Annotated in this window: 20 protein-coding genes; 3 read left to right on the top strand and 17 right to left on the bottom strand. The window is 66.4% G+C overall.

The window, feature by feature from the left end; genetic code table 11:
* Positions 1-14: 14 nt before the first annotated feature.
* From N4G70_RS00435 to N4G70_RS00390, 10 genes are all read right to left on the bottom strand, one after another.
* Positions 15-311 carry a hypothetical protein gene (locus N4G70_RS00435; RefSeq protein WP_261710321.1) on the bottom strand — a complete coding sequence of 99 codons (297 nt, stop codon included), beginning with the start codon at positions 309-311 and terminating at the stop codon, positions 15-17.
* The gene (locus N4G70_RS00430; protein WP_261710320.1) at positions 308-907 is read right to left on the bottom strand and encodes a hypothetical protein; all 600 of its coding nucleotides are present in this window, start codon (positions 905-907) and stop codon (positions 308-310) included. Before N4G70_RS00430 ends, N4G70_RS00435 begins: the two co-directional genes overlap by 4 nt.
* A gap of 17 nt (positions 908-924) precedes the next feature.
* A complete protein-coding gene (locus tag N4G70_RS00425) occupies positions 925-1,107 on the bottom strand; it encodes a hypothetical protein (RefSeq protein ID WP_161244336.1) in 183 nt (60 codons plus the stop codon).
* A 3-nt stretch (positions 1,108-1,110) separates the two neighbouring features.
* Entirely contained in the window at positions 1,111-1,398 is a 288-nt protein-coding gene (locus N4G70_RS00420; RefSeq protein WP_261710319.1) for a hypothetical protein, read from the bottom strand.
* Between the two features lie 139 nt (positions 1,399-1,537).
* The gene (locus N4G70_RS00415) at positions 1,538-3,742 is read right to left on the bottom strand and encodes a cell division protein FtsK (RefSeq protein ID WP_261710318.1); all 2,205 of its coding nucleotides are present in this window, start codon (positions 3,740-3,742) and stop codon (positions 1,538-1,540) included.
* Between the two features lie 161 nt (positions 3,743-3,903).
* Positions 3,904-5,391, bottom strand: coding sequence for a DNA cytosine methyltransferase (locus N4G70_RS00410; protein WP_261710317.1), 1,488 nt, complete (start codon positions 5,389-5,391; stop codon positions 3,904-3,906).
* 28 nt (positions 5,392-5,419) lie between these two features.
* Positions 5,420-5,752 (bottom strand): hypothetical protein, encoded by a 333-nt coding sequence (locus tag N4G70_RS00405; protein WP_261710316.1) that lies wholly within the window; start codon positions 5,750-5,752, stop codon positions 5,420-5,422.
* Positions 5,749-6,630, bottom strand: a complete 882-nt coding sequence (locus tag N4G70_RS00400; protein ID WP_261710315.1) for a DUF2637 domain-containing protein — start codon at positions 6,628-6,630, stop codon at positions 5,749-5,751. Before N4G70_RS00400 ends, N4G70_RS00405 begins: the two co-directional genes overlap by 4 nt.
* Positions 6,627-7,280 (bottom strand): GGDEF domain-containing protein, encoded by a 654-nt coding sequence (locus N4G70_RS00395; RefSeq protein ID WP_261710314.1) that lies wholly within the window; start codon positions 7,278-7,280, stop codon positions 6,627-6,629. Before N4G70_RS00395 ends, N4G70_RS00400 begins: the two co-directional genes overlap by 4 nt.
* Entirely contained in the window at positions 7,277-7,594 is a 318-nt protein-coding gene (locus tag N4G70_RS00390) for a hypothetical protein (protein ID WP_261710313.1), read from the bottom strand. The genes N4G70_RS00395 and N4G70_RS00390 overlap by 4 nt, the downstream gene beginning before the upstream one ends.
* Positions 7,595-8,176: 582 nt before the next feature.
* On the opposite strand from N4G70_RS00390, the gene N4G70_RS00385 reads away from it, so the two are divergent.
* Entirely contained in the window at positions 8,177-9,541 is a 1,365-nt protein-coding gene (locus tag N4G70_RS00385) for a hypothetical protein (RefSeq protein WP_261710312.1), read from the top strand.
* Between the two features lie 194 nt (positions 9,542-9,735).
* Here N4G70_RS00385 and N4G70_RS00380 read toward each other — a convergent pair whose 3' ends face one another.
* The 3 genes from N4G70_RS00380 to N4G70_RS00370 form a co-directional block, all read right to left on the bottom strand.
* Positions 9,736-10,266 carry a hypothetical protein gene (locus tag N4G70_RS00380; RefSeq protein WP_261710311.1) on the bottom strand — a complete coding sequence of 177 codons (531 nt, stop codon included), beginning with the start codon at positions 10,264-10,266 and terminating at the stop codon, positions 9,736-9,738.
* Between the two features lie 112 nt (positions 10,267-10,378).
* On the bottom strand, positions 10,379-11,281 hold the full coding sequence (locus tag N4G70_RS00375) for a phosphotransferase enzyme family protein (RefSeq protein ID WP_261710310.1): 903 nt from the start codon (positions 11,279-11,281) through the stop codon (positions 10,379-10,381).
* Positions 11,278-11,730 carry a GntR family transcriptional regulator gene (locus N4G70_RS00370; RefSeq protein WP_261710309.1) on the bottom strand — a complete coding sequence of 151 codons (453 nt, stop codon included), beginning with the start codon at positions 11,728-11,730 and terminating at the stop codon, positions 11,278-11,280. The genes N4G70_RS00375 and N4G70_RS00370 overlap by 4 nt, the downstream gene beginning before the upstream one ends.
* A 223-nt stretch (positions 11,731-11,953) precedes the next feature.
* On the opposite strand from N4G70_RS00370, the gene N4G70_RS00365 reads away from it, so the two are divergent.
* Positions 11,954-12,721 (top strand): endonuclease VII domain-containing protein, encoded by a 768-nt coding sequence (locus N4G70_RS00365; protein ID WP_261710308.1) that lies wholly within the window; start codon positions 11,954-11,956, stop codon positions 12,719-12,721.
* A gap of 107 nt (positions 12,722-12,828) precedes the next feature.
* Here N4G70_RS00365 and N4G70_RS00360 read toward each other — a convergent pair whose 3' ends face one another.
* Positions 12,829-14,655 (bottom strand): HEAT repeat domain-containing protein, encoded by a 1,827-nt coding sequence (locus N4G70_RS00360; RefSeq protein ID WP_261710307.1) that lies wholly within the window; start codon positions 14,653-14,655, stop codon positions 12,829-12,831.
* A gap of 245 nt (positions 14,656-14,900) precedes the next feature.
* Here N4G70_RS00360 and N4G70_RS00355 point away from each other — a divergent pair, with 245 nt between their 5' ends.
* Positions 14,901-15,098 (top strand): hypothetical protein, encoded by a 198-nt coding sequence (locus tag N4G70_RS00355; protein ID WP_261710306.1) that lies wholly within the window; start codon positions 14,901-14,903, stop codon positions 15,096-15,098.
* A 232-nt stretch (positions 15,099-15,330) separates the two neighbouring features.
* On the opposite strand, the gene N4G70_RS00350 is transcribed toward N4G70_RS00355, so the two are convergent.
* From N4G70_RS00350 to N4G70_RS00340, 3 genes are read right to left on the bottom strand one after another with little or no spacing between them, the layout of a single operon-like run.
* Positions 15,331-15,843 (bottom strand): hypothetical protein, encoded by a 513-nt coding sequence (locus tag N4G70_RS00350; protein ID WP_261710305.1) that lies wholly within the window; start codon positions 15,841-15,843, stop codon positions 15,331-15,333.
* A gap of 35 nt (positions 15,844-15,878) precedes the next feature.
* Positions 15,879-18,182 carry a DUF6571 family protein gene (locus N4G70_RS00345; protein WP_261710304.1) on the bottom strand — a complete coding sequence of 768 codons (2,304 nt, stop codon included), beginning with the start codon at positions 18,180-18,182 and terminating at the stop codon, positions 15,879-15,881.
* A 17-nt stretch (positions 18,183-18,199) separates the two neighbouring features.
* Complete coding sequence (locus N4G70_RS00340) at positions 18,200-18,571, bottom strand: hypothetical protein (RefSeq protein WP_261710303.1); 372 nt, start codon at positions 18,569-18,571, stop codon at positions 18,200-18,202.
* Positions 18,572-18,667 lie beyond the last annotated feature (96 nt).

Here is an 18,667-nt window from a genome sequence, read left to right as displayed (position 1 = left end):
CCTTTCTCGGGGGGTTAGAACGGCGGTTCGTCGGTGGCCCACGGGTCGGGGCCCGGGTTGGTGTGGCGCGGCCACAGCGGGCGGCGCGGCAGGGGCAGCAGGGCCCACCGCCAGTGCTCCCGCCAGCAATCGCAGGGGTCCCAGTCCGAGCCCGCGTACTCGCCGGTCTCGTAGTCGCCGTAGAAGGATTCGGTGCCCCCGATGCCGTCGCACTGCGGGCAGCCGGGGCGGGGCGTGTCGGTCAGGATCAGGGCCGGGCGGGGCCAGGTCGCGCGCTGGATGCGCAGCCGGGGCCGGTAGCGGCGTTTCACAGGGACTTCCTTTCCGTAGCGGGCAGTTCGGGCAGCCCGGCCCGCGCGAGCTGGATGGCGTCGTAGCCGGGCAGGGTGGCGCGGGTGATCAGGGCCGTGGCGAGCTGTTCGGCGTAGGCGGCACCGGCGCGGGCGGACTCGATCTGTGCCCCGGCGCGTAGGGCTTCGACGCGTTCGACGTGGGCGTGCACGGTGTGCTGTTCGCTCATGTGCCGCTCGTGCGCGATGGTGTCGCGGCGGTCGGTGCGCCAGTGCCGGGCGGTGAAGCCGTAGGCGATGGTGGTGGCGAGCACCCACAAGAGCAGTGGGAGCGGCAGGCCATCGGCGTAGGCGGCGACGCCGGTGAGGGCGAAGGCACCGGCGATGCCGTACCCGGTCGCTGCGAGAACGCTGTCTCCGGTCCGGCTCAGAGAGGCGCCGGCCGCAGCGGCACCGGCCGCAAGGACGGTCATCAACGCGGCGTTGCCGAAGCTGTGTTGTGCGCCGTTGGCGTTCCAGATCCGGGCCAGGATCAGCACGGTGGACGTGGCTACGGCGGGGGCCGCTTTGGGGGCGGCCAGGGCGAGCCAGTGGCGCGCGAGGATCGGTTCGTTCACGGCCGTTCCTTCCGGGGTCAGTTGGGCAGGGCGTGGGCGAGAGCGGTCATGAGGCTGTTGACGGTGGGGGCGGCGCCGGTTCCGGCGAGGTAGAAGCCGAACATCGCGGCCAGGAACGCGGTGCCGTAGCTCTTGCTGGTGCGCAGGACGAGCACGAGCAAGATGCCGAAGATCAGCAGGAGCGAGATGGTGACTGCCATGGGTCAGCCCTTCTTCGAGAACGGGCGAGCGGCGGGGGTGTCGGTCTGGCCTTCGCGGTAGATGCGGAGCCAGAGGTTGTAGAGGTGGCGGCCGGTGCGGATGCGCTTGCGCTCGCCCCGGCAGCGGCGGCAGGTCTTGCCGGGCTTGAGCTGTCCGCGCCGGTTCTTCTTGAGGGCGTAGCCGAAGCCCTTGCACTTGCGGCAGTCCCCGAACGGGCTGGACGCACACAGGCTTGCGTAACCGAGAGTGACTATGAGCAGGCAGGCGCTAGCAAGGAGGATGAGGGTCATGGGGAGCCCTTCCAGGCGGTCTTCGGTGTTTCCGCAGGTGGGGTACTAGGTGCGAGATCGCTGATCAGAGGGCAAGAGGGGTGCTAGCGGGGGTGCTAGACCTAGCAGCGGTGGCCGCTAGGTCTAGCACCCGTGCGCGTCAGCTCCCGGACCGCTTTCCGTCACGCACAGCGACGGCTTTCAGGATGTCGGCGCGGGCGATGCCCCGGCGGGTGGTGCCCTTGCCCTTATCGGTGGAGCCCCATACGTCCTGCACGGCAACGCCGTGCGGCTTGAGGTTCGAGGTCACTGTCTCGGCCTTCCAGCCGCCGTAGACCTCGGGCCGCAGGGCCGCGAGGCGGGTGGCGACCTTCTCGTTCCACACCTTGTCCTCATCGGCCGGCACCACCGTGAGAACGTCGGCCAGCAGATCGAACGCGGCCTCCCCGCTCTCGGGCGCCTGGCCGATGGCGTGGCCGGTGACGTTGCCGTACTCCTCGCGCATCTTCCGCGCCCGGGCCACGACCTTTTCCGCGCCGACCGCGTCCACGAACGCGGACGCCACGATGCGCGGGTCGTCGCCTTCACCGGCCATCCAGCAGATGCCCCGGTCGGTGCGGGAGAACATCGTGGCCCGGTATCCCGCCTTGTACATCGAGGTGCCGAGCACCATGTCATTGGCGGGCTGGCCCATGACCTTGAGGCAGAAGCGCAGCACCGCGTTGGCGGAGATGCCGGTGGGCAGGGACTTCGCGTCGGGCCGCTGCGTGCCGAACAGGGTCACCATGCCGAGCGCGGGACCGCGCTTGCACAGGTCGGTGGCGATCTCTTCGAGTTCTTTGCCGTACTTCTCGTGCTCGAAGGGGACTTGGCACTCATCGAACCCGGCGACGATCGGGTGCAGCCCCAGGGACTTGTCGTTCGCCAGCTCTGCGGTGACCTTCGATTCCGGGCAGCGCGTGCGCGGCAGGGACTTGATGACCTTCGCCCGGCGGCGCAGCTCGGTGCGCAGCTCTCGCAGCGATTCGAGGACGTAGAGGATGTCTTCGTCCTCGTCCCCGGCGCGGTAGCGGTGGCAGACCGGCTCCAGGGCGCCGAAGTCGCCGGTGCCCTTGAAGTCGAACGCGTACAGCTCCGCACGCGGGTCCAGGGCCGCGATCAGCAGGAACAGGCGCATCAGGAACGTCTTGCCCATGCGCGGAATGGAGCCGACCACGACGGAGGCGAACATCAGGGTCCCGGCTACGTCGCCCATGCGCTGGTCGTTGCCGAAGACGACCGGCTTGAACAGATCCACGCTGCCGGACTTGAGCAGCGGCCACGCCGGTTTGGTGGTCTCGTTCATGGGCTTGTCGCCCACCCACAGGATCAGCCGCCCCTCATGCTCGGCCGGATCGGCAGAGGGCCACACGCAGCCGACCTTGCGCCGCAGCCCCGATGCCAGGGGCTTGCGCTCCTCCATGATGTCTTCTGGGGTCACACCCCAGGGAAGGTCAAGGTCAGCGCGGTATCCGGGACCGTCGCGGGTGATCTCGGAGGTGAAGCGCATTCCGTTCATGTCGCCGCCCTTCTTGATGGCGGCCGACAGCTTTTGATTGCCGATGCTGTCCAGCGCGCGCAGCACGATGGAGCCGGTGAGCTTCTGGAGTTCGGTTTTCAGCACGGCCAGGCCGATGACGGGCTGGTCCTGGGGTGCTCCCCAGAATCCGGCGACCAGCACCGCAGCCGACGCCAGCACAGCGAGCCAGCCCGGAGCCATGACATACAGGGTCAGCGCGAAGGCGGCACCGAAGACCGCACCCACGGCGGTGACGAACACCCGCAGCCGCACCCGGCTGTCACGCTGACGCGACAGCTTCAGGTACTCGGCGGTGTTCTCCTTGTAGACCTCATACGCGCGCAGCGGGGCGGCTTCGGCGTCCCACATCCACCGGTTGGTGTCGCGGACCATGCGGGCCGCGCCCCGGGGGGCGTTCATCCCGAGCCGCAGGGCGTACCAGGGGGTGCGGATGCCATGGAAGCGGGTCGCGTAGAACGCGTTCGAGGCGGCGCGCTGGGTGGTGGAGACGAACCCCGGCTTCGAGGTCAGCCAACTCGGCAGAATCGGCTGACGCTTGTAGGTCGTGATGCCCGGATCGGGCAGGCGGGGCGAGTCCACCGGACGAAGCCGCGGCGACTCGTCTTCGTCGTACTCGGCTTCGGCCGGCGCGGTGGCAACGGGCGCTTCGGCCGTTCCCGGGGCGGAGGTCGCCCCTGCGCGGGCGGTGCGGGCCTTGTCGAGATCGACCACCTCGCCGGTGCGGTCGGCGTTCATGTCGGCTTCGAGGCGTTCGAAGAACTCGTGATTCTCGTCGGGGTGATTCACTGAACTGTCCTCCTCCAAGAGGGCGTGAAGGGCCCGGCCGCAGGCTGTGGAAGGTTGGCGGCCGGGCTCCTGAAATGAGCGTGGGACGTAGCGGTCCGTGCGTCGCCGGTCGTGCTGTCCGCAGCTGTCCGCTCCTCTGCGGACACGGCGGACACGCGCTGTCAGGCGGCGTGGGCTGCGGTGCGGGACAGGGCTTCGGCGACGCGGGCGCCGACCCATTGGGCGACGTTGCAGGAGACGGCGTTCCCGGCCTGCATGGTCTGCTCGCCCTTGTTGCCGAGAACGGTGTAGTCGGCGGGGAAGCGCTGCGCGAGGAGCTGTTCGCGCGGCTGGATCATCCGGTAGTGGCAGTCCTCCAACGCAGGTCCCGGGGAGGCGATGGCGGCGGAGTCTCGCGTGCCGAGCGTGTGCAGCGACTCGCCGGTGCTCTTGGCGGCGGCGTTGCGGTATGGGATGACGAGCCAGTGATGCCGCCCCTGCCCGGTGACCGTGTCGACCGGCAGCGAGACGGGGCGGGCGGTGGCGTTGCGGCGCAGGGTGACGATGAACGAGTCGTCGGCCGGCGGCGGGGTCAGCAGAGCCTCGAACCCCTTGGGGTTGGCCAGCCGCGTGCGCATCGGCTCAGCGGTCGTGGTCGGGGTGGTGTTCCACGTGCCGCCCGTCGGTACCAGGACCGCGTCCCCGATCTTCACCGTGCGCGAGGCCAGTGGCGCCGTGTCGGCGGGCACGGCCCGTCCGTCGTGGCCGCCGTGGTTCACGGTCAGCACCATGCGCCGGTCCCCGAGCAGGTCGAGCCCGGCGCGGATGCGCTTGACGGTGTTCGCGGCCAGCGGGCGCAGCTTGTGCGCAGCCCGGTCGCCGATACGGACCCCGAGGTTGGACCAGTCGATGATGCTCGCCGCGGGGCGCACGTAGGGTTCCACGATGGAGTGGCGGCAGCGGGTGTTGGGGCAGCGGTAGTCGTACTGCTGCTTGTACTTGCCCACCCTTCGCCCGTTGCGCCACGACTGGACGGCGGACACGTCCTCACCGCACTCCGCGCACCAGGCGGGCGGGGTCGGCTTCAGGTCCGGCAGCGGGATGCCCTTGCGGGTGAAGACGATGTAGACGCGGTCGCGCCACTGCGGCGCCGGGTCGTTGCTGTCCCCGCCGACGTGGGCGGAGGACGCGGAGACGATCTGGCTGTTGTAGCCGAGCATCTCCATGCCGCCCCGCCACCAGTCGAAGAGTTCCCAGTCGACGACGAACTCCAGGACGTTCTCGCACAGCACCGCCTGGTAGCGGTGGACTTCGGTGGCGCGGATGACGTCGTAGGCGGTGGCGCGGGTGCGTTCCCACGCTCCGTCGGCGACGGGTCCGTGGTCCTCCAAGTCGAAGGCGAGCTGACCGTGGGTGCGCTTGCGCCCGCCGGCCGGGGAGATCTCCGTGCAGATCGGCGAGGCCCACAGCACGTCGGTGCGGGGCAGGCGCCGCATGTCGTAGTTGTTGACGTCGGCGCACAGGTGATCGGCGTCCGGGTGGTTCGCGGCGTGCGTCTCAACGGCGCGCTGCCAGTGGTTCGCGGCCAGGCGCAGGTCGTACCCGGCGGCGACCAGCCCGGTGGACGAGCCGCCCGCGCCGCAGAACAGATCGGTGAACGTCAGGCTCATGCCCAACTCCTCGCAGAGTGCGTATGGTTCACAGCTCGAACAGGCCCGGCGCCTCGACGGCCACCGGAGCGGCGGCACGTCGGGCGGCGCGGCCGTCGGCGGTGTGGCAGGCCGGGCACCACGCCAGAAGCTCACTGGCGGGCAGTGCGGCGGCGGCCACGGCGGTGGTGAGCGGGTCGGCGGGGGCAGCGATGAGCCGCACCCGGTGGCCGTGCTTGCCCGCGTAGGCGTCGTGCTGGTGCGGGCAACGCCCCTCGCTCTTGGCGTGCAGGTTTCCGCAGGCTCCGGTGCACTGGCAGCGGAACCCCGCCGCCTGCATCACCGGCCGCCACGTAGCGGTCCCGGTCAGCGGCTCGCTCACGCCGCCACCCCCGCAGACCGCTCAGCTTTCAGCGCCTCCCGCAGCAGTCGGCCGTTGGACGACGAGGTACGGACTGCCCTACGGATCGCCTCAGCCGTCAGCCTGTCGGCCGACCACTCGGCAGTGACCGACCGGGCTTCGGCAAGCAATTCGTCCGGGGTACGCGTCGGGCGGGGCGTGCGGGCCGCCTCGGGAACCCGACCGGTTGCCCGGCGCGGGGTCGACTCGACAGCGGCCACCGGCCGCAGCGAGACTGGTTCAGCCGACTTCACCGGCTCGGCTTCCGCAACCGGTTCGGCCGTCGGCTCCGGGGCGACTGCCGGTGTTGCTTCGGCCGACTCGGGGGCAGGGAGTTCCGTCACCTCGGGCGGGGTCTCGGGTGCCGACTCGTGCAGGTCAGACCCCAACCGATTTATTGTCATCTCTGCCGTTTCATCCTGATCTGTGATCAGGATGGCGCGGTGGTGCAGCACCTTCGCCACGAGGTCCGAGCCGAAGAAAATCGACCCGACCGGCAGAGACGTGGCGAGCAGCACCAGGACCCAGTTGGCGGGGGCCCAGTCGGCCAACTGCATCCGCTGTCCACCGCCGTGCAGTGCGGGCACCAGCCCGTGCACGTAGTTGAGGACCAGCGACGCAGCCGTGTAACCGGCCAGCACGCGCAGCGCGAACGTCTTGTCCCGGCCGCTCAGTACGAGGGTGGCGACCAGCGCCAGGGCCATCAGGCCATCGACCACGAACGGGTAGAGCAGGGCTGCCGTGGCGTCCGCGCCGACCGTCCGGGCCACGTCCCGCTGCGCGTTCCACGAGACGCGGAACGCCATACCGACCACGCCGACCAGAGCGAGAACCAAGAGGGTCTTCGGGGCGCGATTCATGCCGCGTCCCCGATTCCGCCGGTGGTGCCACGGCGTCCGGCCCGACGGCCGTTGACCGTCCCCAGGGTCGGGGCGACGCTCGGGGCGACGCTCCAACCAACCCCCGCCTGCTTGGCCTTGTACATCTCCTCATCCGCGCGCCTCAGCAGCGCGGACAGGTCGGCCAGCTCCGTGCGCGGGTCGATCCGGATCGTGCCGATCGACGCGGCCACACCGAGCTGCGTGCCCTCGAAGACCACGGGCCGCTCCAACTGGTCCGACAGCTCATACAGAGTCCAGTCGAATTCACCCGCGCTATAGACGCTGGTGACCGCCACGAACTCATCCCCGCCCAACCGGGCTGCGAGACCGCCGTTCTCGGCGGCCCACTGCTGCATGCGGTGCCCGGTGGCGCGGATGACCGCATCCCCCGCCGCATGCCCGTGGGTGTCGTTGGTCTGCTTGAACCGGTCGAGGTCCACGAAGTAGACCGCCCGCGGGCCACCGTTCAGGAACTTGCTGGCTCGCTCCTCGAACGCGTCCCGGTTCAGCAGACCGGTCAGCGGGTCGCGGCGGGCCGACTCGATCCGGCGCCGCATCCACAGACTGTGGATCGACCAGCTGGACGCCAGCGGTAGAGCAGCGGCCAGGGATGTCAGGATCTCGCTCACGCCGCTTCCTCCGTCCCGGCGAAACGGCCGGCGGAGCGGGCGGCGCGCAGGAACGGCACGGTGCGGGTGAGCGCGTCGGCGTACAGCGCGTCCCACGCGGCGATCTCGTCACCGCCCTCACCCTGAGCAGCCAGGTCCGCGATGACCTCGCGGGCCACATCGAGGCGGGCGGCCCGCTCCTCGGGCGACTCCGGGGTCAGCGGGCCCCGGAACAGGTCCCGGTCAAGACCCAGGGGCAGTTCGTCGAAGCCCAGGGCCAGTTCTTCGAACTCGATTGCGTTCAGAGCCTGGTGGCTGCCGATGTACGTACGCATGGAGATCTCTCCTGAAACGCGAAGGGAACCGGGCGGCCTCGGTCTTGTGGTGAGAGGCGGCCACCTGGCAGAGCCGGACCAGTGGCGGTCCGGTAGCGCCCCGGCCGGGAGTCGAACCCGGCCTACGACCATCGAGGCGAACGAACGTTTGGACCTCCTCTGGCGATGCTTGTGTGGACGTTGCTGCAAGGGGGACCAAGTCCCCACTCTCCGGCCGTTGCTCGCGGTCGCCGGGCCACCTCGCCAGTCGGGCCGAAGCCCATTGCGTCCTACCTGGCCTTTAGCGGGATTGCAGCGTCCCCGCCCTGAACATGAGCGACACACCATGTTGCGTGGTGTGTATTACCTACCACTCACGTTGGCAGAAGGATTCCGCGCCGTCAACCCGTAGCTTTCGACTCGAACCCGCCGGCCTTCTCGTGCGGTGGTGGTTCAACTGTCGCTAGTGGGCGCTGACTTCGGGAGCGAGCACTTGGGGGTGCACTCGTGCACTCCTACGTGCAAACCCTCTGTGCCGCGGCCCTGACCTGCGTAGAGTGACGACGAGTCAAGCTGGCACGACGGCCGCTCACTGGGGGTTCGATGGCAGACCGGAACGCCAGGCTTGCCGCGCTGATGCAAGAAGCCGACATCTCCCACAAGTCCCTTGCTCGCGCGGTGGTCACCACTGCCGCGCGAGCAAGCGAGGACGTCGCCTGTGACCACACGTACGTGAGCAGGTGGCTCAAGGGCTCCATCCCTCGCGGCAACATGCCGCAGTTCATCGCCGATGCGATCGGGCGCAAGGTTGGGCGTCGTCTTACGATCGACGACATCGGGATGGGCGACGCGGCCGTTTCGGCCGTGCGGCCCGAGTTGGGGCTCGACTTCGCCGACAGGCCGGAGAGTACGGCCAAGACTGTGGCCGACCTCTGGCGTGCCGACCTTGCCGAGGCTCAGACGTTGGTCCGGTCGCTGCCCGATTCCGCGGCTTGGAACGCCGCGTCTCTGCGCTGGATCGTGGCCCCTCCAGACGGAGAGCTGACGCGGACCGGCAACCGGGCGGTCGGCGCCGTGGACGTGGACATGGTGCGCTCGACAGCCGACGCATTCAGCATGCTCGACGGCAAGTTCGGTGGTGGCCATGCTCGACGGGCTCTCATTCAGTACCTCCACACCGATGTTCGGCCGATGCTCGACGGGAAGTACTCCGACGACGTGGGCAGGCAACTGCACTCGGCCGTGGCGGAAGCGCTCCTACTCGCCGGTTGGATGTCGTACGACAGCGGCCTTCACGGCATCGCTCAGCGGTACCTCATCCAGGCACTACGCATGACGCAAGCGGCCGGTGACCGGCTTCTCGGCGGAAGCGTCCTGTCCGCCATGAGCCATCAGGCCACGTTCCTGGGGCGGTACCAGGACGCTGCGACACTCGCCCGTGCTGCGTATACCGGCCCTGGACCTGCGTTAGGGCCGACCATGGCCGCACAGTTCCGCGCGATGGAGGCACGGGCACTGGCGCGACTTGGTGATGAGCGAGGCTGCGACCTCGCCCTTGCTGAGGCAGAACGCAAGCTCAGCCAGCGGACAGCCGAGAGCGATCCGCCGTACATTGCGTACTTCGATGAAGTGGAGCTCGCAGCCGAGATCGGCCACTGCTTCCGTGACCTGGGGCGCTCTGTCGAAGCTGCTCAGCGGGGCGGGGGATCTATCTTCGCCGACGGTCTGAACAATCGAAGCGACTTCTTCGCGACGATGGTTCAGGCAGATGCGCACATCATTCAGGGGGAGGCCGGCCAAGGGTTCGATATCGCACTGAGCGCACTACAACTTGGCGAGGGATTGAAGTCTGCACGCTGCATTCAGTACGTGCGGGAATTTCAGGGACGCGTCACGGTCGAAATGAGACGGGCCACGGAGTTCCGTACTTTCGAGGAACAGGCCCGTCAATTCCGCCTCTGGCAATAAGGCACGTCCCGAAGTGCAGGGCTCTGCCCAAGAGCTTGAACAGCACGTAACCGGCCCCGTGCGCGATGGGGTGGCCGTTTACAGGGTGTCGGAAGCCGGGGCCCCGATGTGGCTGCCCGCCGACCGGACCAGCGCCCACGCTTTGCATTCTGCCGCGGAAATCCACATCTGCGACAGATGGGTTAAGTGAAAGACTAATCTACGCCCGTATCCTCTAGGGCCAATTGCGCACTGCGCGAGAGGTCGAGAACCGCTTCAAGCAGTGGGAATGCCGAAGACTCCAGCTCTTGAGCCAGGCGGTTACTGCGCGCCTCCTCATCTTCCGCTAATGTCGAGTTCCAAAATGCGTACAGCGACCACAGGCAGTCAAACACTAAGTAGGCGTTTCTCCGCACCTCTGTGGCGGCATTCAGCGTATTCGCTGGACCGAGCAGGCTGATTTCTAGCCAGCTCTGATCAACTGCATCCTTCAGATTCAAAGCTTGAGACACATGGGATTGTTCCGCCCAAATTAATTCACCTCTTGCGCGTTCGGCTAAATCCATTCCAACAGAAATCAACTTCCTGTACGCGTCGCGTCGCGGCTCTCGAACCTCCTTCCGGTATTCAGCACGGACTGTTGCGCGAGTGGTTTCACGCTGTGCGCGATAGGTCAACGTGGAGGTACCAAAGGCGGTAAGCGCCCCCACTAAAGCACCGCAAATGGCGGCAATCCCTGAATCCATGGGGCGGGACTCTACCAAACACCGCAAGAGATCGCCGAATAATTCGCGCGGCTCCAGCTAAAAAGCGGGGGTGATCCGGCATTGCTGTTGAAGTGGTAATTGACCATGTGTCCTAGAACGGCGCCCAGTCTCGACGAGAGCCACCCGAGCGCAGGCTTTCCACACGCTTCTCAACTTCCTCGGCCGCTCGCGGGCTTGTACCGGCGTTCTGCGAGAGCCACGTGACCATGAGAAGTTCGCGAATACTTCGGAGTGTCTTGTATCCGGACCATTCCCGCACGTCGAAGCCATATCCGGTGACGAAATCCGCATACTCGGCTTCCGTGTGCCAACCGAAGCTGTCGTAGTACATGGCTGTCTGCATGAGGTCCCATTCTCGGGCGCCGACAACGAACCCGTCGAGATCGATAACCTTGGGATGACCGAGCGCGTCACGCAGCACGTTGCCGACGTTGAAGTCACCGTGCAGGTGACCCACCGGAAGCACGTACCGTAGACCACCGTACTCGGCCGCCAATTTCTCAGCCATGGACCGGAGGAAATCCCGGGTAGCGGACGCAATAGCAGCACTCTTCAAACGTTGCGCGACCTTGTCAAAAGGCTGAAGGGGAGGGAGCGAAAAGGGCGGTGACTGCAAGTCGTGAAGCCGCCGCAGCAGTACGCCCATTTCTCCCGTGCTCGCGTACGTGTCTCCGTCGGCTAGGCCTTCCCAGAAAGTCACCGGATGCCCCCGAACGACGATCGGCTGTTCCGCCTCCGTAACGAGACGTGCCGCCGGATATTCCTCATCCGCAAGCCATTCAGCTACTGCCACTTCCCGTCGGGCGGAGGGCAGCCGATCGGGACTCCGACCCACCCTGGAGACGATCCGGCCGCCTGCGATTCGGAATACTGCATGGTCTCCGAATCGCAGCATCTCAGTGCCGTTGGGGTCCACTTCGGCGGCGTCGCACGCCTCGCGCAGAATGGCCACTGCCGCGTTCGCGTCGAACTCGGTGCGCTCGGTCGTCGTCATGCCGTCTGAGTACCCCGTCCAACCGGCAGCGCACGGACTTCCCGCCCTCGGGCCGCGCCCTTGGCAATGAGCCCCTGCCCCTCCATCTGCGCGATGGCAGAACGGACGGCGGTCCGCGACGCCCCGAAGTGCTCGCACAGCTCCTTCTCTGTGGGGAAGCGGTCGCCGATCTTGACCAGGTCTCCCCGCAACAGGTCGGTCACCTTCTCGACCAATGGCCGACGGTCACCAGACCCCGCAACAAACCACCCGGCACCCTGCACCGACTCGATGACCCCCTCAGCCTTGAGCACGGCAAGCGCCCGTTCGATGGTGCTGCGGCTCACGCTGTACTGGCTCACGAGCTTTGCCTGTGAAGGCAACGCCTCAGTGATCTTGCCTTTCCTGATCTTCTCGCGAAGAGCTTCCGAGACTTCCAGGTACGTACCTCGCGGACTGCCTTGCGGCACGCGGCCTCCCCTTCCTCGACCTCGCCGGCGTCCAGGTGGCGCCTCGCAGATTCAAGCTTCCCACGTCCCGTGCCACCGGCCGTGGCCCCGTCTCCCGGGTTCCGCTCGGCTGTTCGTCGTCGCGCCTCTTCGTCCAGCGCATTGGCTACCGCGGCCGTTCACCTCCGTACGCGTACCCGAGACGGGGTTCCCGACTGCCGATCTTCCTGTCACCGTTGAAGGTATGACGAATGACTTACCTGTACGCATCGTCGGCGAGCGAGTAGTTACCGATGCCGGCGTCGGGCACGTGCCGACCGTATGGCTTCCGCTACATGGGCAGGTCATCGCCGAACTGCCGCCGCGGAAAGGCAACCGCCGCTGGCTCCGCGACACCGTGGGCATTCGCTCGCCAGAGTTCACCGGCAAACAGTGGCACCTGCCACGCAACAGTCTCATGCGGCTCGTGACAGCGTCCATCGACCGGTACGGGTTCATCGTGCTCTGGCGGGACATGTCTCAGCTATCGCAGTGCACCAACAGGTGCTTGAAAGCAACAGGCATCGAATGCCAGTGCTCGTGCCTAGGCGAGCACCATGGACAGGATGCCGTCGGCTGGCATGAGCGGGTTGGGGATGTTGTGGTGGCCGACCTTGGCGACTGCATCCGTACAGGTGTCGTGTACGGCGCGAGAGGCAGCGACGCGAACGCCGTGATCTATGACGGCGAACTAGCAGGCGAGCGCTACTGCGTCGATCGCAAGGGCCGGCAGAACTGGCCAGCGGCCGCACAGTTCATGTGCGCGAGCTGCATAACTGAGCGGGCGAGCGTGTGGGACCACTGCCACACTCACGGCTTCGTACGAGCCCCCCTGTGCAATCGCTGCAACACGCGCCTCTGGGGAGGATGGCAGGCCCAGCACGGCCGAGCACCGGCTACCCGCAACCTGGATGACAGCTATTACCGCCAATGTCCCAAGCATGAAACCCAGTGGAGGCCGTGCAGTGCATAGCCCCCCCTCGGCTCTTCCCTCGGGACCGAAAGGCTCAAGGTCCCCCCGTATAAGCCGTACACGCAGTCCGCCTGTCACTTTGGCATGCAAACATCCGAGGGTTACGGTCACTTCCTACGGACGCTATCAGACCGCCCTTCAGGCGGTAAGAGCCGTATCATCCTCGGGAAATTATTTTTGACAAACGCACGGGCGACTTCTCTATCCGGGTACCCAGGATCGCTATTTGATCTATCCAGAGCAAAGATTCGGCGCTTTCTGTTTTCCTTCAAGCGCTCAACCTTTCTCCCGGAGAGGGCGGCATGCAGCGCCTCCCTTCTGACCGTCCAAACCTCTTCATTTACAGCTCGATCATAAATCGCTCCCCGGCTCACCAAGTCTTCTCTCCAATCGCCAACCAGAGTCTCGATCGCGAGACGACGGACATTCAGATCTGCGTCATTAGTGGCGCGATCAATAAGGAGATCACGGGTAAACGAGTCGGTAGTCCAACCCTCGCGCAGAGCATCCAGGGCTGCATATCGAACGGTCCAGTCTGCATCATCACAAGCGCACGTTCTGACTAGATCTAGCGTGAATGGATCAGTTGGCCAATTCGAGTAAATAGCCTGCAAGGCTTCTTCTCTGATTACGCCATCTGAATCATTAAGAACTCTATCGGCAAGCGCATCATGGGTCTGCGACTCGTCCGTCCAAGAGTGGATCGCCACGTCGAGCGCAACTTGACGCACTGCCGCATCTGCGTCGTATCGCAGTCGTTCTAGACAGATCTCAAGCGTCCTATCCGACATGGGCCGAACTTGACTCAGAGCCATCAGGGCAGCAGATCGGACAAGCTCACTCGCATCCGCGCGTGAGCGTTCTTCTACAATTTGCAGAACTTTTGGGTCGTCCTGGTAGGTCAGGCACAGGCTAGTGACTGCAGCCTCTCGCAGATCATCATCCGGGTGAGATGCTGCACGCACGAGGAAACTAAACTCGTCCTCGGAATCGCCACCAGTACCTCCAGCGAGTCGGCGCACGAGGTCTTCTGTGTCTCTCTCGTTTCGGTCGTTAATTAGACTAACCTTCGCGAGCGCTGTAGCAATATCGTCAAGCGCGGGGCGGGCAAGAAGGTCCTGATGAAGCGCCACTGTCGAGTTGCCCGAAGCGGATGCTCCTCCGCTTGTTTCAGTCACGATTCCCGGGTGGCAGGACAGGCGCATCAATTCAGCGCGGGCATGATCCCATAGCGCTTCAAGAGTGCGCCTACGTTCATTAACTCTGCCTAGCTCCATCTCCGCACTAGCCCTGTATCGCAGCGCTTCATCACGCGAATCTTGCGTGCCCAAGCCTATCCGGGTGCTAGCTTCCGAGATCTGTCGAATATCCAGATCGACAATTATTTCGCGCAGCACGTTGATGATCTGAAGCAATGTATTCATAAGTAACTGCGCATCATTCAAAGCCCACCGAAGATTATCTCCCACATGGCGCGCCCGTTCGAGGCTGAGCTGCAATTGCAGAGTAGCCAAACTCTCGCCCGAGCTGCCAGGGGCACCTATACTGGCTGGCGCTGAGCTGGTTTTCCTGGCCGCCACGCTGCCCGACCGCAACAGAATTTCGGCTTCGAGACATAGTTTATTGTATCGATCAGGCGAGATTCCCGCCGCGCGGCTAGTTATGCGCAAAAAGATTCTCACGAAACGCGCCGATGGCATCAATGTCTCACCCCTATAGAGTCGATCGAGATGAGATTTTGAGTAGTGCATCTCCCTGATGGGCGGCCCCTCGGCCCGCTTGCCATTCACGTCGATCACCTCCTGTTGGGAGGCAAACCGTTCGAAGTGATCTGACATCTCCCGCGTGCTGAGGCCGGCCGCTTCTGCCTCCCGCCGAAGGAGGCTGCCGAGCTCTACTCGCGGGTCTTCACCCTCCATGCCTGGTTGCGCCACCGCTTACACCCTCCCGTAGCTCCACCGAACGCTTGGCAGCTCTGCCCCAGCCTGTCCCTGCCGTGTCCCGTGCTGCCCCTGGGACGGCTTGGGGACAGGGCCAGCTGCCTGCACAAACCCGCTACCTGCCCCGAACTGTCCCAGCCTGGCCACTTGGGAGTTGGGGACATCAGCCAGCAGCACGATTCTCGCCTGAACAACTACGCCAAGCATCAACTTCTGGTGCTTAACCCTGAGGAAGAAACGTGCTCCAGTACGTCATCGACAGCGGGTTCGAAACCATCGCGCTCGACAACGCGTCCCCCGGGGGGCTCGTGCTCGCAGCCGCTGCGGAGTGCCTCGGCGCTCTCGCCGCCGCGTGCATCATCGCGGGTGCTTCCTGGTGCAGCACCAAGCTGCGCAAGCATCGGAAGCCTCAGGTAACAGAGTCTGAACAAGAATGAGTTGGCCACGAGTCAGGCGCGGAGGCGATGGAGCGGGGCGTCTCAGTCTCCGTCTCATTCATAGCCGTACGCGGCCGTTCAGACCCGTGCACGGTCACTGCGAAGGACGCAGTGACCGTGCGGGGATGAACCTCGTTGAACGTGCCCGCATCTCTAGCTGAACAGCGGAGACAAACCTGCAAAGCGAGTTACGCGGGTTCAATTCCCGCCACGGCCTCCAAGTTCGGTTCTGCTAGCGGCACTTGAGTGCCTGCTTGGCGAATTGGACGTACTGCCGCATCAGGGTGGTGAGCACGTCCCGGGTCTGTTGCGTTTCAGGCGCCCGGTCCGCCGTCAGTTGCAGTTCGATGTACTTGGCCGAGGGCGGCAGGGTCGGCCCCCTGGCAATATCCGGGCGCGCGCACTCGAATACGGCGGCCGCATCTCCGCCCCAGACGAACGCCTCGTCACCCGCCTCGATACGGGTACCCAAGTGGCGTGCCGAGTGGTTCCAGTCCGTGCCTTTGCCGCTTCTCCGGAGCTCGGCCCAGGCTATGAACCGCGCGGCGTTGTCGATGCGCACCGTGCAGTACGTGGTCTGGTCCTTCGGAACGAAGACATCGAAGGGGCGGTTGTTCTCCACTGTCGCCGCGTCACCTGTGGGCAGCAACGGGGCGACCGCACTGCTCGCGAAGGCCCCCCAGCACATGTTCTTCGGCATGCTCGGCACCGATGGGTCGGCCGAGCAGCCGGACATGGTCAGCACCGCGGCAAGCACAGCCAGGAAGCCTCGGCCACGCGTCACTTCGCGCCACCGGGGGGCGTGGCGCTGGCCACCGCGGAACGTCCCGCCGAATACGCGACGGAGATCGAAGAGGACGCGACCCCCTGATATTCGCGGCTGTCCCGTTCGGCGAGGCCGACGCTGTTGCCCGCCGCCCTTACCGCGCCTGCCGCCGACTTCTTCGCATTGCTCTCCGCCGTCGCGTATGCGTCTGCCGCCTCTTGGCTCGCCTCGCCGGACGAGTCCTTCTGCCTGTTCTCGACAAGGGATTCGGTGATGTCTTCCTGGAGCCATTCCACGGCATCACCGCCGACCGGCAGCAGCTCGATGTACTTGGCTCCGACCGAGTTGAGGATGCGGTTCGTCCAGTCCGCCTTGTCCTGCACGGCGTCGTTGAAGGCCTTGTCGGTTTCCGCGTGCTTCTCATAGATGGCCTGCACACGAGCCTCGGCCATCATTCCCGCGATCTCCCCGCCCGGGTGCACCGCATTGCGCACGGCTTCCCCCACATCGGCCCCGTGACTTTCCGGGTGCGCGAAGACATCGCGTACGAGCAATGTCGTATAGGCCTGCTGTGCATTGGTGATCGCACCGTACGCATCGGGATCCTGTGCCACCGCACCAAGGAAATGCGCGACGCGTCCGGAGTTGACGAAGTCAGCCAGCACCCCGAAGGGCTTCGCCTGCGCCGCGCCGTTTTCCGCCGTCGCCTGCAAGTCGGGCATGTACTCCGCCGCCATGTTCCCCAAATTGCCGGAAAGGCCCTCGAGTTTGCCGGGCGCGCCGTCTTCTCCCGTGATCAGGGTGGGGTCGGATCCGATCTTCGCCACGACCTTCTCCATCACACTCGCCATCGCCGCCGTATGCTCCACCGGCTTCGCCTCCGCGTCCCCGGGGATCCGGCCCGTCGTGGCCGCCTCGATCGCGTTGCCCAGGGCGGACTGGTACGGGGTGCGGGCGTCGGGGCGGGCGTCGTACAGGTCGTCCGTCGCGGGCTTGTCGAGGAGGTGGTCGACCATGCTCAGGGGGTGGCCCCCGGCGTCGAGTGCGGGGGCGTCGTCCGAGGTCACCAGGCCGTTGCCATCCGTATCCTCCCGCACCGGCTCGTCAAAGAACTCCGCCGCCACCTGCGGGTTGTTGCTCATGGACGTCATCAGGCCGGTCAGCGGGTCGAAGCCGCGGCCGCCGTCCTTGTCCAGGTTCAGGGCCATCGCGTTGTCGTACGGCACGCTCTGCTGGAAGATCTTCGGGTTCTGCCGCTCGAAGCCCACCATGTCGCGGGCGACCGGCAGCAGGAACTCCCTGTCGTACGTGCCGTGCCGCAGCAGCGCGCCCAGCGCCTGGTAGCCGTACACCCGGGCGCCCGGGCCCGCCAGGCCTCCGACGTCGATCGGCCGGCGGCCCGCGCGCATCAGGTCGGTCGTCCAGGTGGGCGGGAGGTGGCCCGTGGTGTGCGGGTTGGTGGCGAGGCCCAGCAGGGGGCCCAGGTCGGCCTGGACGTGGCGGACCATCGCCGCGCGGTCCAGGCCCGCGGCGCCGAGGCCGGTGGCGTCCAGGGAGAGGCGCGCGTAGAAGTCCAGGCTCCCCTGCGGGCCCAGCCGGCCGTAGAAGGCGGTGGAGAACTCCGGGTCGTGGACGTTGGCGTCGAGGAGCGTCTGGAGCTGCTTCAGCTCCTCCACGTTGCGCGCCGTGCCGCCCTCGCCGGTGACCCGCTTCGCCAGGTCGACCGCCCGCGCGGCCTCCTCGTCGTCCAGGGACGCGTACTGGGGGGCGGTGAAGTCGTGCGCGTCGGGGACGTTCGCGGTGAGGGCCAGGCGCAGCGCCTCGTCGGCGGCGTCGCAGGCCGCGACCAGCGCGTCCACCTTGTGCTGCCAGGCGGCGACGTTCGCCTCCTCCGCCTTGAGCGCCTTCGAGAAGTCGGCGTCGGGGTCGTGCCGCGCCGCCGCGTCGTCCGCGAGCGGATCGCGCGCCGTGACCCGGCCGTGCGCGTCGACGACGATGCCGTTGCCCCGCGCGCCGTCCACGATGGCCTGGAGCCCGTCCTTCGCCTTCTTGAACTCCGTGTACGCGTCCAGGAGCAGCCGGTGCGCCCCGGTGGCCTCCTTCTCCGCGTCCGCGAACTCCTTCACCGTCTTGCGGATGAACGCGCGGGTGACCCCGGCGTTCACCCCGGCCCACCTGGCGGTCTCGGCGTGCACCCGCATGCCGTCGTGGGCCTCTTCGGACAGCTTCCTCAGCTTGGCCGCCATCTCCGACCAGGCGTCCACCGCGGCCCCGAGCTTGCCGACCGGAGCGTTCAACACATCCGCGAACTTCAGCAACGTCCGTGCACCGCCCGCTAGTTGATGTAGTCGCTGAGCACGGACACCGCGGCCAGTGAGCCCCGCACGCGCGCGTCGTCCTTCGCGTGCCGGGACGCCGAGTAGTCGAGGTGGTTGGAGATCTGCGCGCAGGCGTCGCGGAGCGTCGTGTACTGGCTCTGCCAGGTGTCGTGGAGCTTCAACAGGGCTGCGCCGCTGGTGAAGTTGTCCGCGCTCAGGGCGCGCGCCGCCTCGAAGGTGGCCGCCCTCGCGTGGTCGCCGTCGCGCCGGAAGCCGTCGTACAGCTTGTAGGCGTCCGAGCCGATCACTCCGAGGTCGTCGGCGTGGGCGACGAGATCACCCCCGTCCGCCCCGTGAGCCCCCCGCGTTCCCGCCGCCTCTGACGCCATCCCCAACTCCCGTGCCCCGCGCGTCCGTTACCGTTCCTGCGACAGCAGCGTACGGTACACGGGCCATCACGGTCCGGCGTCGGGGCCGGACGCACC

This window comes from Streptomyces sp. ASQP_92 (genome assembly GCF_025399895.1).
In the GTDB taxonomy this organism is placed as follows: domain Bacteria; phylum Actinomycetota; class Actinomycetes; order Streptomycetales; family Streptomycetaceae; genus Streptomyces.
Note: the sequence above shows the minus strand (reverse complement) of the source record. Positions and strands in the feature narration are given on the sequence as shown.